The sequence below is a fragment of the Oribacterium sp. NK2B42 genome (genome assembly GCF_000424445.1).
GTDB lineage: Bacteria > Bacillota > Clostridia > Lachnospirales > Lachnospiraceae > Oribacterium.
The window spans coordinates 12,482-28,017 of sequence record NZ_AUJX01000036.1 but is presented as its reverse complement, the minus strand read 5'-3'; the positions used below and the strand labels follow the sequence as shown (position 1 = coordinate 28,017).

The 15,536-nt window shown below is 43.8% G+C and carries 11 protein-coding genes and 1 tRNA gene; 10 read left to right on the top strand and 2 right to left on the bottom strand.

All coding sequences use genetic code 11. From position 1 onward, the window contains the following. Positions 1-248 precede the first annotated feature (248 nt). The 8 genes from G625_RS0110205 (at position 249) to G625_RS0110170 (ending at position 10,611) form a co-directional block, all read left to right on the top strand. Positions 249-1,298: a 3-deoxy-7-phosphoheptulonate synthase gene (locus G625_RS0110205; protein WP_029201049.1), complete on the top strand. Its 1,050-nt coding sequence runs from the start codon at positions 249-251 to the stop codon at positions 1,296-1,298. A 117-nt stretch (positions 1,299-1,415) separates the two neighbouring features. Further along, the gene (gene tyrS, locus G625_RS0110200) at positions 1,416-2,636 is read left to right on the top strand and encodes a tyrosine--tRNA ligase (protein WP_029201048.1); all 1,221 of its coding nucleotides are present in this window, start codon (positions 1,416-1,418) and stop codon (positions 2,634-2,636) included. Positions 2,637-2,948: 312 nt separating this feature from the next. Further along, positions 2,949-3,524: a hypothetical protein gene (locus tag G625_RS0110195; RefSeq protein WP_029201047.1), complete on the top strand. Its 576-nt coding sequence runs from the start codon at positions 2,949-2,951 to the stop codon at positions 3,522-3,524. 235 nt (positions 3,525-3,759) lie between these two features. Next, positions 3,760-5,568, top strand: coding sequence for a DUF5722 domain-containing protein (locus tag G625_RS19340; RefSeq protein ID WP_156885092.1), 1,809 nt, complete (start codon positions 3,760-3,762; stop codon positions 5,566-5,568). 397 nt (positions 5,569-5,965) lie between these two features. Beyond that, the gene (locus tag G625_RS0110185; RefSeq protein WP_029201046.1) at positions 5,966-6,268 is read left to right on the top strand and encodes a DUF6110 family protein; all 303 of its coding nucleotides are present in this window, start codon (positions 5,966-5,968) and stop codon (positions 6,266-6,268) included. Between the two features lie 8 nt (positions 6,269-6,276). Beyond that, positions 6,277-8,364: a heavy metal translocating P-type ATPase gene (locus G625_RS0110180; RefSeq protein WP_029201045.1), complete on the top strand. Its 2,088-nt coding sequence runs from the start codon at positions 6,277-6,279 to the stop codon at positions 8,362-8,364. 241 nt (positions 8,365-8,605) lie between these two features. Next, positions 8,606-9,187 (top strand): Uma2 family endonuclease, encoded by a 582-nt coding sequence (locus tag G625_RS0110175; RefSeq protein WP_029201044.1) that lies wholly within the window; start codon positions 8,606-8,608, stop codon positions 9,185-9,187. Between the two features lie 152 nt (positions 9,188-9,339). Further along, entirely contained in the window at positions 9,340-10,611 is a 1,272-nt protein-coding gene (locus G625_RS0110170; protein ID WP_029201043.1) for an SPFH domain-containing protein, read from the top strand. A 62-nt stretch (positions 10,612-10,673) separates the two neighbouring features. Here the strand turns inward: G625_RS0110170 and G625_RS0110165 are convergent. Continuing rightward, positions 10,674-10,746: transfer RNA gene (locus G625_RS0110165), tRNA-Arg, on the bottom strand. 403 nt (positions 10,747-11,149) lie between these two features. Here G625_RS0110165 and G625_RS0110160 point away from each other — a divergent pair. Beyond that, on the top strand, positions 11,150-12,013 hold the full coding sequence (locus tag G625_RS0110160) for a MurR/RpiR family transcriptional regulator (protein WP_029201042.1): 864 nt from the start codon (positions 11,150-11,152) through the stop codon (positions 12,011-12,013). Between the two features lie 40 nt (positions 12,014-12,053). On the opposite strand, the gene uvrB is transcribed toward G625_RS0110160, so the two are convergent. Then, on the bottom strand, positions 12,054-14,048 hold the full coding sequence (gene uvrB / locus G625_RS0110155) for an excinuclease ABC subunit UvrB (RefSeq protein ID WP_029201041.1): 1,995 nt from the start codon (positions 14,046-14,048) through the stop codon (positions 12,054-12,056). Between the two features lie 223 nt (positions 14,049-14,271). On the opposite strand from uvrB, the gene leuB reads away from it, so the two are divergent. After that, the gene (leuB, locus tag G625_RS0110150; RefSeq protein ID WP_029201040.1) at positions 14,272-15,366 is read left to right on the top strand and encodes a 3-isopropylmalate dehydrogenase; all 1,095 of its coding nucleotides are present in this window, start codon (positions 14,272-14,274) and stop codon (positions 15,364-15,366) included. The last annotated feature ends 170 nt before the right edge of the window (positions 15,367-15,536 follow it).

Genomic DNA, 15,536 nt, shown 5'->3' with positions numbered 1-15,536 from the left:
GCCCATCCCTTGCTTTTTCTGTACCATTTCAATAAAAGTTATGGTTTTCATACCTTATTATTACTTGATTTTATGCCTTATAAGCACTATACTTCAGCTAATGCGGCTTTTATCTGCATTTCCGATATCCGTAGGGTGCGGAAAAATATTCCGGAAATCGTCATGACCGGTAAGCATCGGCATGAATTCGGTTAAAAGTCCACGGGAAGGGTAGATATGAAGACCCTCGCATTGAAAGGAGTACACCTATGGGATTTGAATTCAGAGCAAAGCTCCCCTCAAGCTCTGAGATCAGGGAGCAGCTTCCGCTTTCGGCAGAGCTTGCAAAGATAAAAGCGGAAAGAGATGAAGAAATTAAAGCAATATTCAGAGGAGACTCACGAAAGTTTCTTCTTATCATAGGACCGTGTTCTGCAGATCATCCGGATCCTGTACTTGATTACTGCAATCGCCTGAAAGAGATTGCAGATCAGGTTAAGGACAGCATCATGATCGTGCCTCGTATATATACAAACAAGCCACGTACGACAGGACAGGGCTATAAAGGTATGCTCCACCAGCCGGATCCTGAGAAGGATGCCAATGTTTTGGGCGGCATCGCAGCCATCAGAAAGCTTCATATGGAAGTCCTCCAGCAGACAGGTATGTCAACAGCTGACGAGATGCTCTATCCTGATAACCTTCGCTACTTAAGCGACATTATGAGCTATGTTGCGGTAGGTGCGCGTTCCGTAGAGAACCAGCAGCACAGACTTGTGGCTTCAGGCATAGACGTACCTACAGGTATGAAGAACCCGACTTCCGGAGACTTCGGGGTAATGCTTAACTCCATCTATGCAGGACAGCATGCTCACGATTTCATCTTCCGCGAGTGGGAAGTACAGTCGGACGGAAATCCTTATACACATGCCATTTTAAGAGGTGCCCAGTCAAAGCACGGTCAGATGATGCCGAACTACCACTATGAAGATCTGAAGCTCCTCTACAACCTGTATACCAAAAAAGAACTTGTATATCCTGCAGTAGTTGTGGACACCAACCATTGTAATTCAGCCAAGAAGTACAAGGAGCAGCTCCGTATAGCCCAGGAAGTAATGCATTCCCGTAAGTATTCACCTGAGCTTGCAGGCTTTGTAAAGGGTCTCATGGTAGAGTCCTACATTGAAGAAGGCAGCTGCAAGGTTGAAGACCACATTTACGGAAAGTCTATCACCGACGCCTGCATCGGCTGGGATGACACCAAGCGCCTCATTTCAAACGTCTACGATTATGTTCAGATGACAAAATTCGAGGACTGAGAAGACCAGGCCGTCTCTGGCCGTATTGTATCGATTTTATTTGCATTTAGAATTATGCTGCGTATAATAGGGTGATATGAGTGTGAACACACATTATTTGCAAAGGAGAATGATTCGATGGGAGTATACGAAGAATTGGTAGCCAGAGGCCTGATTGCTCAGGTGACAAATGAAGAAGAGATCAAAAATCTCGTTAATAACGGTAAGGCTACATTTTATATAGGCTTTGACCCGACTGCTGATTCTCTGCATGTCGGACACTTTATGGCACTGACACTTATGAAGCGTCTTCAGGAAGCCGGCAATAAGCCGATCGCTCTTGTAGGCGGAGGAACCGCCATGATTGGTGATCCTTCCGGACGTTCAGACATGCGTTCCATGATGACCATTGAGCAGATCGATCATAACTGTGAGTGCTTCAAGAAGCAGATGAGCCGCTTTATCGAGTTTGGAGAAGGCAAGGCCATGCTGGTAAACAATGCTGACTGGCTGAGAAACCTCAACTTCCTTGATTTTATGCGTGAGATCGGTCCCTGCTTCTCAGTAAATGACATGCTTCGTGCAAGATGTTATGTAAACCGTATGGAGCAGGGACTTACCTTCCTTGAGTTCTCATACATGCTTATGCAGGGATATGATTTCTACAGACTCTTCAAGGATTACGGCTGTAACATGGAGTTCGGTGGCGATGATCAGTGGTCAAACATGCTTGCCGGAACAGAGCTCATCCGTAAGAAAGAAGCTAAGGATGCCCATGCCCTTACCATCACACTTCTTACAAACAAAGAAGGAAAGAAGATGGGTAAGACTGCAAGCGGCGCTGTATGGCTTGATCCTGAGAAGACTACACCTTATGACTTCTACCAGTATTGGAGAAATGTTGACGATGCAGACGTAATCAAGTGCCTTAAGCTCCTTACCTTTGTTCCTCTTCCGGAGATTCAGGAGATGGAGAAGTGGGAAGGCGCAGAGCTTAATAAGGCTAAGGAGAGACTTGCATACTCACTTACAGAACTTGTTCACGGAAAGGAAGAGGCTGACAAGGCCGATTCAGCTGCAAAGGCTATATTTGTAAGCGGAAGTGACAGTGAGAATATGCCTAAGTACACACTTAAGGCTGAGGATTACAGAGACGGCGCTGTAGACATTTGCGGAATTCTCACAGTTTCCGGACTTACAAAATCAAGATCCGAAGCACGTCAGAACATACAGCAGGGCGGTGTTTCGGTTGCAGGAGAAAGGGTTTCCGATATAAAGGCAAGCTACACAGCGGACTTCTTTAAGGAAGGTGTTGTAGTACAGCGCGGAAAGAAGAAATTTGTAAAGATTTTCTCCTGATTACTTAAATTAAAGAATCCTTACGTATTCTTTTGTGTCTCTCAAAGCTGTGTGTATCACCCGTTTGAAAATTGAGAGCAGTAACGAAATACTGAAAACTCACCGTATCCAAAGACTTTTCGGCTTTTTTAATGGTGGGTTTATTTAGAAAGAAATACTTCGTTAGTCTTAAATTTAGTTTACAGATGGAGCTTCGGTATTGTCGGGCTCCATCTTTTACTTTATAATGGATTTGTAGGTTGATTAAAATTTAACGTGTTTATGTGCTTTTTAAGTATTTACACGAAATCTTAGAAGGAGCTATATCAATCCATGCTATTAAAAAATATCCTCCGTGGGACAATAGCGGTTTCTGTTATGGCAGCTGCTTTGAGTTTTACGGCATTGGCTTCCTCATCAAAGGAAGGTGCTGTGGATCCCATAAAGATAGTGGTAGACAGCGACTATATATTGTACAAGGTTAATGATCCTGTTACACGTATGACCAAGCAGGCTTATATCGTGTGTGACAATGCAGAATTTCATTTTGTTTCCGGTTCGTACAATGAGGCTGAAGCGATATTCTATATCAACGAATTTATCTCAGGACAGGATGCAGGTGTATCAAACAGAGTGCTGAAGAAGAAAGTACGTATGGGTGAACAGCTTACCATGCTCCCGGAAGATGTATTCGATGAGGATGTAAGCGACGGTTCGGCTTACAGATTTACAGACCGCTGCTATGATGTAAGGGTTTATTACGGACCAGGCGACAATTACAACGATTTCTATTTCGGACTTGTGGACTACAAGACATTTGAAAAGATGTCAGAGAGTATCGGACTTCCGAAAGAAGAGGAAGAGGTAACTGATGTTACCTACATTCCGGGACCGGTTACTGAGAGATGATATCGTTTTAAAATTAAATATTGATGACCAAAGGATACGTACGGGTTCGCCTGTAGGTATCCTTTTTTTATCCACCGGGGACGGTTCTCACCGGTGAGAACCGTCCCCGGTGGATTCACAACAATTAATAATCAAGATATTTATATTTAATCAACTCTTTCGTAAGAGTAAGAAAAAAGCTATAGGTTGGGATTTTTTGAAATGATATACTTTTCATACCTGGGAGGAAAAGTAAATGAAATTTAAATCATATAAGCTCAAATTGATGACATTGGCTGTTACAGGCACATTCGTTGCTTTTTCACAGCTTACAGCCCTTGCGGAGGTTGTGGGAAAAGGTGTGGATCCTTCCCTTATTCAGGGGCCGGTCTCGACCACAACACAAGAGGCTTCTTCGGGAACTGCTGCCAATGCTTCCATCGGCGTCGGAAACGGTTATGGTTACAGAATAGACTATACTACAGCGGATTCCCTGAGAGCATCCTCGGTGGTATCGGGACAGGCAACCATAACAAATGTAAGCTTGAATATCAATGACCCGACCAAAATAAGCATTGCGGTTGATGCAAGCGCTCTTCTTGGTCAGGTTCAGGAATTAGCACTCTTTGATATTAAGCCCTACGAAACAGACCTTTTTACCAGAACAGACCCGCTGTTGGTCCAGCCCATAGGAAACGGAATATTTACAGTGACTGTTGACCTTTTTAAAGAAGATGGAAGCAACAGATTATACGATGCTTTTGTTCTGGGGATTCCTACAGAAAACGGGTACTACGTAGTTTCCAACAGATGTTATATTTCAAATCCGGAGGCCATAGCTGCGGATCAGACACCGGCTCAAAACCTCGGAAAAAAAGGTCTGATGGTTGACCCAAATATACTGGATGATGCCATTGATCAGAACATAAAGCATGCCTTCATTGCCGTAACCACCAGCCAGCTTTTCGGAACCGGAATAAACTATTCCTTCGAAGGAAAAACCTATTCCTTTGATTCGGGACTCATCAATCAGCTGGATCAGGAGATAAACCGTCTCAGCTCAAGCGGCATAGCTGTGACAGCCGGTATCGTAAACGGTTGGAATGCTTCATATCCTGAGCTCTACAGACCCGGTACGGCAGTTCAAAGCTCGGCCGCAGCACTTTACTACGGTTTCAATGTTGAGACCGAGGAAGGCTTCCAAATGGTGAAAGCATTGGCCTCATTCCTGGCTAACCGATACAACGGACATAACAGCCACGGAAAGATCACCAACTGGGTTATAGGAAACGAGATCAACAATCAGTATTGGAATTATGTAGGTAACTATAGTGTCAATGATTATACCAGGATATTCCAGAGAGCCTTCAGAGTATTCTATAACGCTATCAAATCGGTTTCGGCCAATGATAATGTCATGTTCTCACTGGACTTCTACTGGACGATTCCCGCAGAATCCGGATTTGTTGGTAAATATCCCGGAAAGGATGTGCTTGACAGCTTTGCGGCGCTTGATAAACAGGAGGGAAGCTCCAACTGGGCACTTGCCATCCATCCATATCCATATCCCCTGATCGATCCGAATTTCTGGGATGATGAAAGCTCCGGAAAGGTTACTCAGGAGCTTACCACACCTGTTGTAAGCTATCTGAACCTTAGTGTACTTACAAACTATATGCATAACAGCTACATGCTTGATAACAGCGGAAACGTACGTAACATCTTTATGACAGAACAGGGCTTCAGTTCTGTAAGAAATCTGTCCCAGGATGCACAGACGGAACAGGCTGCGGCAGTTGCCTACGGACACTATATAGTGGAAAACAATCCTGACATAGATGCATATATGCTTTCAAGGCAGCTGGATAATGCCGGAGAAACAGTGGATGGTCTGTATTTCGGCCTTTCCACCACAAGTGCCGACGGTTCTCTGGTGGCAAAGCCTGCAAGAGAGGTGTTTAAGTACATCGATGATCCTGCAAAATCTTTACAGGTTTCCGATTTTGCCAAAAAAATAATCGGTATAACAGACTGGTCGGAAGTCATTCCGAATTTCCATATTTAAATAAGATAATGTCTCATTCAGGGCAGACCGGATTCATTCCGGTCTGCCTTAATTAATTTGTAGGGGGGTCTGGTCTGATCCCATTGCATAATTCTTAAGGCAAACCCATCGGGGACGGTTCTCGCCGACGAGAACCGTCCCTACCGGCGAGAACCGTCTCTGGTGGGGTTGCATGAAACAGGAAAAGAGCAGTACAAGTTAGTTATGAAGTGTACAGGTTTCAAAACTAACCGGATGAATTTTTTGTGAAAATTTGTATTAATTTTGATAAAATATAGACGTGACTAACGTTATAGTAAAAAACTATAATTGACTCATATACAGTAAAAGGATTAGGTCAGGGCATCTCATGCCTGATGATCCATCCCGATATATAATGCCGAAAGGAGAACATATTATGTGGTTAACAGATTGTTTTGGTAAGATCAACTGGAAGAAGGTTGGCATTTTCATGAGCGGATTTGCTTTTGGAACAGCCGGTCTCAAGATACTCGCATCAAAGGATGCAAAGAAGGCTTATGTTCAGGCAACAGCCGCCGCACTTCGCGCTAAAGAGTGCGTTCTTGATACAGCAGCCTGCATCCAGGAGAATGCTGAGGACGTTCTTGCCGCTGCAAAGGAAGAAAACGAAAAGAGAGCCGCAGAAGTTATAACAGACGAAGATCTTGCAGAAGATACAGAGTCAGAGGATGAGGCTTAATCAGCATAATGAAGATCATCATTCGTGATGAGAGCAGAGGGCGTATACGTTTCACTTTAGGTAAAAAGAGATTTACTGAAAAGCAGGCGGATATGCTCTTATATTATCTGCTTTCACTTGACCAGGTAGAAAAAGCAAAGGTTTACCAGCGTACGGGGAGTGCGGCAGTCACATATACGGGAGATAAGCAGACTCTTTTAAAAGAGATACTAAGGTTTAGATTTGAATCCGATGAAATTGCAGCTCTTGTGCCGGAGCATACCGGAAGAGCTCTTGCAAATGAATATCAGGATCGTATCGTGACAAAAGTGGTTCTGCATTATCTTTTAAATGTGATTCTTCCCAGACCTCTCAGGAACCTTAAAGCACTTATTCTGTCTGTTAAATATCTTAAAGAAGGACTCAAATGTCTTTGGGAGAAAAAACTTGAAGTCCCTCTGCTGGATGCAACGGCCATAGGAGTATCTATTCTACGGAAGGATTTCAAGACTGCCTCCAGTGTCATGTTTCTTCTCGGCATCGGTGACATCCTTGAAGAATGGACTCACAAAAAATCCGTTGAAGATCTTGCCCGGTCCATGGCCCTTACAGATGAAAAGGTATGGGTTAAGAGCGGTGAGGACGAAGTTCTGGTTCCTGTCAAAAGTGTCAAAGCGGGAACATTGATATGCGTTCATATGGGCAGACAGATTCCTTTGGACGGAGTCGTTGTTGAAGGTGAGGCGATGGTCAACCAGGCATCCCTTACCGGAGAGGGCGTTCCGGTTCACAAGGATGCGGGTGCCTATGTTTACGCCGGAACTGCCATAGAGGAAGGCGATCTCATTATCAGAGTAGAAAATGCCAAGGGATCAACAAGATATGAAAAGATCATCAAGATGATCGAGGACTCCGAGAAGTTAAAAGCCGGACTTGAAACCAAAGCTTCAAATCTTGCGGACAGACTTGTGTCCTGGAGCTTTGCGGGAACAGGATTAACCTATCTTCTCACAGGAAACATCACAAAGGCCATATCCATCCTTATGGTGGATTTCTCCTGTGCTCTTAAGCTCAGCATGCCCGTATCTGTTCTTTCTGCAATGAGAGAAGCTCAGGATCACAATCTGACAGTTAAAGGCGGTCGTTATCTTGAGGCCGTAGCCGAAGCAGATACACTTATATTTGATAAAACGGGAACCCTTACCAAGGCTACTCCGACAGTCGCGGATGTCATACCATTTAACGGTATGGATGAAAAAGAAGTATTGCGGATTGCAGCCTGTCTGGAGGAACATTACCCTCACAGTATAGCCAATGCAGTTGTGAAAAAGGCCGAAGAAGAGGGACTTGACCACGAGGAAATGCACAAGGAAGTTCAATACGTGGTGGCCCATGGCATAGCTTCGCTTATTGATGGCAAGAAGGTAGTGATCGGAAGCTCACATTTCGTTTTCGAAGATGAAAAGGTGAAGATACCTGCAAAGGAAAAGAAAAAGTTCAATTCGATATCTACACAGTACTCACATCTTTACCTTGCCATAGGAGGAAAACTCGCTGCCGTAATTTGCATTGAGGATCCACTCCGTCCGGAAGCTCCTGAAGTTATCAGAAAGCTTCACGAAGCCGGCTTCAAACACATAGTTATGATGACAGGAGATTCAAAGCACACTGCTGAGAATGTTGCTTCCATCGTTGGTGTTGATGAGTTCTATGCGGAAGTATTACCGGAGGATAAAGCATCCTTTGTGGAAAAGCAGAAGGCAATGGGACACAAAGTCATCATGGTGGGAGACGGTATCAATGACTCCCCGGCACTTAGTGCTGCGGATGTAGGCATTGCCATTTCGGAAGGTGCCCAGATTGCAAGAGACATAGCGGATATCACCATCTCAGGCTCCGATCTTGAGGGACTTCTCACACTTAAAGAGATAGCCAATGGTCTCATGAAGAGAGTAAATCACAATTACCATTTCATAATCGACTGGAACCTCGGCCTCATTGCACTCGGTCTCATGAGCATTATCCAGCCAAGCACCAGTGCCTTGTTCCATAACCTGAGCACCATAGGCATCGGAATGCACAGCCTTACAAATCTGCTTCCGGAGAAGAAAGCGTGAAATGCCCGGTAACTTTTTCACACTGTTTAGTTAAGAGCGACAAAAAAAGCTTGTCAGATACAAAATCTGACAGGCTTTTTCTTTTTACTAAAAGATCGACATGAAAAGGAGGCAAATCAAAATCACACACTAAGTTATAGCTATGTGATATAATCAAATCACAGAAGAAATCCATAACGTGTAAACAGAAGGGTTCATCAGAGCTTTCTCTGTCGCTTGATGAGTTAGAGAATGGAGAAATATGGAGGCATTGAACATTATGAATAATGCTTTTAAGAATGATACAAGAAAATACACCGTGGATGAAGTTTCTAAAATGGAAAACCACGCTGAATTAATAGACGGTAATTTAGTGATAACGGACGCTGCTAATACAACACACAATAGAGTTGTAAAAGCGATATATCTTGCGCTTGTACAGTATATCGAAGGCAGACATGGAGAATGTGAAGCTTTTACTGAAAATGAAGGTTTGTTTTGCGATGAATTGTGTGACAGCAAAAATAATTACTTTATGCCTGATGTCATGGTTGTATGCGATAAGTCGGGAATAAAAGAAGATGGAGTACACGTTGCACCACGTTTTATTGCTGAAGTCACATCTGTTTCTACAAGGAAACATGACTATATGGATAAATTAAATGTATATGGCAAGATTGGTGTTCAGGAATATTGGGTAGTGGATCTGCAGAAAAAATTGGTAGTGCGTCACCTTTTGGATAACGATTATATGCCTGAGCTATTCTGTTATCCTTCTATTTCAGCTATACCGGTATACACATATCCTGGTTTAGAGATAGATTTATCCCGTTTCTTTAAATGATCATTCGAGACCTCGCATCCTGCGGGGTCTTTTTTGACTCCTGAAACCGTAAAATAACTCATGAAACAAATTTTATTGTTTCGAGAAAAAATTTGTTTTATAATTGAGGAAATAAAACAGATTTTTAATAGTTTTAGAGGAGGAATGTAAATATGGGACTTTTGAGTGTTGCTGCGGGTGCTCTGAATACAGTTCTCGCCGATCAGTGGCGTGAATACTTCTACTGCGATTCCTTAAGCGAAAATGTGCTTATGACAAAGGGCTTACCCCGTAAAGCAAAGAACAATCAGAACACAAAAGGTTCAGACAACCTGATATCAAACGGATCGGTTGTAGCTGTTAATGAAGGACAGTGCATGATCATCGTTGACAATGGTGCCATCGTTGAAGTCAGTGCAGAACCCGGACAGTATGTGTACGATTCATCAACTGAGCCTTCAATCTTCTACGGCGGACTTGGAAAAGGTATCGTAGATTCCTTTAACCAGTGGAAGAAGCGTGTAGGCTTTGGTGGAGATACCGCAACAGACCAGAGAGTTTATTACTTCAACACAAAGGATATAATGGGAAACAAGTACGGAACCCAGAATCCTATCCCGTTCCGTCTTATTGACAAGAATATCAATCTGGATGTTGAATTTGGTGTACGCTGCCACGGTGAGTACAGCTACAGACTCATTGACCCGATTCTTTTCTACAAGAAGGTTTGCGGTAATGTAACTGAAGAGTTCACCCGTGACCGTATCGACAGCCAGCTTAAGTCAGAGCTTCTTACAGCACTTCAGCCGGCATTTGCAGATATTTCAGCAAAGGGAATTCGTTATTCAGAGCTTCCGGCACATGCAGATGATATAGCTGCAGCCCTTAACCAGCATCTTACAGAGACCTGGGGCAAGAATTACGGCGTTGAGATCGCTGCCTTTGGATTAAGCTCTGCAACTATCTCTGAGGCAGATGCTGAGAAGATTCAGACCCTTCAGCTCAATGCTTCCCTTCGTGATCCTGGTATGGCTGGTGCGACCCTTGCGGCAGCTCAGGCTCAGGCTATGAAGGACGCTGCAAACAATCAGAGTGCAGGACCTATGATGGCATTTGCCGGTCTTAATATGGCTAATATGGCCGGCGGAATGAATACCGGCAATCTTTACAACATGGCTGCTCAACAGCAGCAGATGGCTCAGCAGGCTCAGCCACAGATGCAGCAGCCCGGAGCACCTGTAGCAGGAGTTGTAGCAGGCGGACCGGCTGAAGCTCCAAAGATGCAGGCAGGCAGATGGACATGCGAGTGCGGAAGTGAGAATAACGGTAACTTCTGTACAAATTGCGGAAAGCCGAAGCCACAGCCCAAGAACTGGTTCTGCCCACAGTGCGGAATTGAAAACACAGGAAATTTCTGCACAAACTGCGGAACAAAGAAACCATAAGATTTGAATTGTTGATAAATAAAAGAGAGAGTCATTCCTCAAAAAAGGAGTGACTCTCTTTGTGTTCCTAGACGGACTCGAACCGTCACTACAGGCGTCGGAGGCCTGCGCTCTATCCTGTTAAGCTATAGAAACAAAATTTATTCTATTCAGAACTACTAGAGTATAAAACATTTGAACTTAAAAAACAAGACTGCCCTCGACTTGTCTTTTCATCATGGGAGCCGCGCGGAATTCATCGTTTCAAAAGAATCCTCAAAGATTCTCTCCTTGTTGAATATAAAAAAGAAAAATCATATACACCAATAAATAAAAGTGATATTTTTTAATACTCTTTAGATTGAAAGTAATTTCCGAAAGTGTTATGATGTTATCAGTGTGATAAATCTGTCTCACGATCTGTTGATGTGCATTTGTCTCTGATCAGATTAGCATCTGTGTATCTGATATTACGTCGGATAATCAGCATTAACAGATGAGGAGGAGACGGATTTGGTATCGTTTTATAGAATGTTTAGGCTTTTGAGAGGAGAAAGAAATGCAGGAGGATTATATCTCAAAAATTCGTTCCGCATATAATCAGTTTACTAAGGCTGAAAAAAAGGTAGCAGATTATATCCTGGCACATCCGAGAGAAGTATTGTTTATGTCCATATCAGATTTGGCGGAGGCTTGTGATGTAGGTGATACGTCTGTATTCAGATTTTGCAAGACCATGAATGTGAAGGGATATCAGGAATTCAAAATGATGCTTTCCCTCAGCATGAGATCCGGCGAAACCGCCATACCCTCAACTGATGATGACGTTATAGATCTGGAAGATGATTTTGATAACCTTTCAAAAAAGGTTCTCATGGAAAATATTTCTGCAATAAAAGAGACCTACAACCTTATCGATGCCGATCAGATGAAAGAAGTCATGAATGCCATGACATCAGCAGAAAGGATCGTATTCTTCGGAATCGGAACCTCCATGCTTACAGCCATGAAAGCCATGAATAAATTCCTGCGTATCGAACCGAAGGTTGTATGTAACATGGATGTCAATATGCAGCTGATTATGGCATCTACACTAACCGACAGGGACGTAGCTCTGATCTTTTCCTACTCAGGCTCAACCAAGGATACAGTAGAAATTGCAAAGTATGCTAAAAAGGCCAATGCCAAAACCGTGGTGATCACAAGATTCGCAAAATCCCAGCTCACCCAGTACGCCGACATCCTTTTACTCTGCGGAGCCAACGAAGGCAACCTCCAGAACGGTTCCACCTCCGCTGAAATATCCCAGCTATTCCTTGTAGACGTAATGTACAGTGAGTATTACCGTCGCCACTACAAAAAATGCAAACAAATCTGGGACAGCACCACCGAAGCCGTGAAGGACAAAAACTATTTGAACTGAAAATAAGCCGGAGGGTCATCCCCTCCGGCTTTAATAATGATTAATCTTCCTTGCTGAGTCGCTTCCTGATCTCCTCAATCCTGTCGCGGTACTTTGCCGCATCCTCAAAGTTGAGCTCCATGGCCGCAGCCCTCATCTTCTTCGTAAGCTCCCTGATAAGCTTGTCAATCTCCTGATGATTCATGGACTCGATATCCTTCTTTATACCGGTCTTATCATCAGAATCCGCCGCCCTGGAAATAGCGATAAGCTCCGCCACCGCCTTTTTGATGGTGGTAGGTGTAATATTGTGCTCCTCATTGTAAGCCATCTGAACCTTGCGGCGCCTGTTAGTTTCATCAATGGTACGTTTCATGGAGTCGGTGATACTATCCGCATACATGATGACGTGACCCTCCGAATTTCTTGCGGCACGACCTACCGTCTGGATAAGAGAAGTCTCCGAACGAAGGAAGCCCTCCTTGTCGGCATCAAGAATAGCCACCAATGCAACCTCGGGAATATCCAGACCCTCCCTCAAAAGATTGATACCCACAAGAACATCAAACTTATCCAGACGCATATCCCTTATGATGGAAGCACGCTCCAAAGTGTCGATATCCGAGTGGAGATATTTGACTCTGATATCTGCATCCTTAAGATATTTCGTGAGATCCTCCGCCATACGCTTGGTTAATGTTGTAACCAGAATCTTATGATTTGCTTTAGTCTCCTTATGAATCTGAGCAATGAGATCATCAATCTGACCCTTAGTTGGACGGACATCTATTTCGGGATCCAGAAGACCGGTAGGTCTGATGATCTGTTCAGCCCTCAAAAGCTCATGATCAGCCTCGTAGTCACCGGGAGTGGCAGATACAAAAAGCATCTGATCAACCTTCTGTTCGAACTCTTCAAAGTTTAGAGGACGGTTATCAAGGGCAGAAGGCAGTCTGAAACCGAAATCTACAAGAGTGGTTTTTCTGGACAGATTTCCATTGTACATACCCCTTACCTGCGGAAGAGTAACATGCGACTCATCGATAATGATGAGATAGTCATCAGGAAAATAATCCATGAGAGTATAAGGCGGCTCCCCGGGCTTTGCAAAATTCAGATGTCTCGTGTAGTTCTCGATACCGGAACAGAAACCCGTCTCCTTAAGCATTTCCACGTCGTAATTGGTTCTTTCGGAAATGCGTTGTGCCTCGATAAGCTTGTCATTATCCTTGAAATACTTAACCCGTTCCTCAAGCTCGCTTAATATATTCTCGCAGGCAAGATTCAGCTTTTCCTGGGGGATGACATAAGGACTCGCCGGGAATATCATGATATGTTCCATGGTGGCGGTGGACTTGCCGGTTAATGCATTAATACGGGTAATGCGGTCCACCTCATCTCCGAAAAACTCAACCCGATAAGCTTCCTCGCCCTCACTTGCGGGAAAAACATCTACCACATCACCCATAACACGGAAAGTACCACGCTTAAAATCCATATCATTACGATTGTATTGAATGTCTATAAGCTGTCTTATAAACTGATCCCTGTCCTTCTGCATGCCGGGACGAAGAGATATCGCCATATTCAGATATTCCGTGGGCGCACCCAGACCATAGATACAGGAAACGGAAGAAACCACGATGACATCATCCCGCTCTGAAAGAGAAGCCATGGCAGAGTTCCTCAGTTTATCAATCTCATCATTGATATCCGAGTCCTTTTCGATATAGGTGTCGGTAGAAGGAACGTAAGCCTCCGGCTGATAATAGTCATAGTAAGACACAAAATACTCCACCGCATTCTCCGGAAAAAACTCCTTCATCTCGGAATAAAGCTGGGCTGCCAATGTCTTGTTGTGTGAAATGATAAGCGTCGGCTTCTTTACCGCCTGTATAACATTTGCCATTGTAAACGTCTTACCGGACCCCGTAACACCCAGCAGCGTCTCAAACTGATTTCCCTCTTTGAACCCCGCCACCAAAAGATCAATGGCCTGCGGCTGATCTCCCGTAGGCGCATAATCAGAGTGTAGTTTAAATTCATGATGTTCCATATATAAAACCTCTTGTTATTTGTATTGTTGCATATGATGACCAAGAGTCAGGCGACCCGCTTTTAAATGGATGCCCCCTGACTCTTGCGGCCCTACGGCTCATGGCCTGTTACATCACATTGTATCATATCAGTTATAGCGTATATATATTTGTTTTCTCATTATGGAAATGTAGTATAATATATATAATAGTTATATCGAATTCACAGAGAGGAAAACACCGATGAATTACAAGATCGTAACCATTCCGGGGGACGGAATAGGACCTGAAATAGTCAGGGAAGCACAAAAGGTACTTGAAAAGGTGGCTAATGTTTACGGCCACAATTTCACCTTCGAAAAGGTACTCATGGGCGGTTGTTCCATAGATGCCTACGGAGTCCCCCTTACAGATGAAACCATAGAAAAGTGTAAAAGTGCAGACGCAGTACTTATGGGTTCCATAGGAGGAAAAGTAGGAGTTTCCAAGTGGTATGAACTTCCTGCAGACAAGCGCCCGGAAGCAGGATTACTTAAGCTCCGTAAGTCTCTGGGACTGTTCTGCAATCTGAGACCGGCGCACCTTTATCCTGAGCTTAAAAACGCCTGTCCTCTTAAAGAATCAATAGCAGAAAAAGGCTTTGATGTAATGATGGTAAGAGAGCTGACAGGAGGTCTTTACTTCGGCGCCCGTAAGACTGAGATCGTGAACGGAGAAGAAGTTGCTATCGATACTCTCGAGTATCATGATTATGAGATCAGACGTATAGCAAAAAAAGCCTTTGAAATCGCCGGAAAGAGAAAAAAGAAACTTACCTCTGTTGATAAGGCAAATGTTCTGGATTCTTCCAGACTCTGGAGAAAGATATTCAAGGAAGTATCAAAGGACTATCCTGAGGTGACTCTGGAGGATGCACTTGTTGACTCAACCGCCATGCAGCTGGTTCGTAACCCCGCACAGTTTGATGTGGTAGCAACAGAGAACATGTTTGGTGACATTCTTTCCGATGAAATGGCAGAAATTGCAGGATCCCTGGGAATGCTTCCCTCTGCTTCTCTCCGTGAGGACAGCTTCGGCCTTTATGAGCCGTCAGGCGGATCCGCACCTGATATTGCAGGAAAGAATATAGCCAATCCTCTGGCAACGATACTCAGTGCTGCCATGCTTCTCAGATATTCCTTCAATCTTTCAGAGGAGGCAGATGCCATTGAGAATGCGGTGGAGAAGGCATTGGCACAGGGCTATCGCACAGGAGACATCCTGGAAGAAGGCGTTGAAGGTCTGAAGCTTCTCCATACAGATGAAATGGGAGATAAGATCGCAGAGCTGATCGGTTGAACTTTATAAAACAGATATTTACCTGTATGAGTCCAATGTTTACTGCGGACACATACAGGTAAATGTATCTTTATTAATACATAAAAATATTTTATATATACGATAAAGTCTAATGGTGCTATATTATGCACATATCCGAAAGAAATCAGAAAAAACATTTATATGAAAGC

Coding starts and splice junctions, on each gene's coding strand:
- G625_RS0110205 (WP_029201049.1), top strand. CDS start 249: ATGGGATTTGAATTCAGAGCAAAGCTCCCCTCAAGCTCTGAGATCAGG.
- tyrS (WP_029201048.1), top strand. CDS start 1,416: ATGGGAGTATACGAAGAATTGGTAGCCAGAGGCCTGATTGCTCAGGTG.
- G625_RS0110195 (WP_029201047.1), top strand. CDS start 2,949: ATGCTATTAAAAAATATCCTCCGTGGGACAATAGCGGTTTCTGTTATG.
- G625_RS19340 (WP_156885092.1), top strand. CDS start 3,760: ATGAAATTTAAATCATATAAGCTCAAATTGATGACATTGGCTGTTACA.
- G625_RS0110185 (WP_029201046.1), top strand. CDS start 5,966: ATGTGGTTAACAGATTGTTTTGGTAAGATCAACTGGAAGAAGGTTGGC.
- G625_RS0110180 (WP_029201045.1), top strand. CDS start 6,277: ATGAAGATCATCATTCGTGATGAGAGCAGAGGGCGTATACGTTTCACT.
- G625_RS0110175 (WP_029201044.1), top strand. CDS start 8,606: ATGGAGGCATTGAACATTATGAATAATGCTTTTAAGAATGATACAAGA.
- G625_RS0110170 (WP_029201043.1), top strand. CDS start 9,340: ATGGGACTTTTGAGTGTTGCTGCGGGTGCTCTGAATACAGTTCTCGCC.
- G625_RS0110160 (WP_029201042.1), top strand. CDS start 11,150: ATGCAGGAGGATTATATCTCAAAAATTCGTTCCGCATATAATCAGTTT.
- uvrB (WP_029201041.1), bottom strand. CDS start 14,048: ATGGAACATCATGAATTTAAACTACACTCTGATTATGCGCCTACGGGA.
- leuB (WP_029201040.1), top strand. CDS start 14,272: ATGAATTACAAGATCGTAACCATTCCGGGGGACGGAATAGGACCTGAA.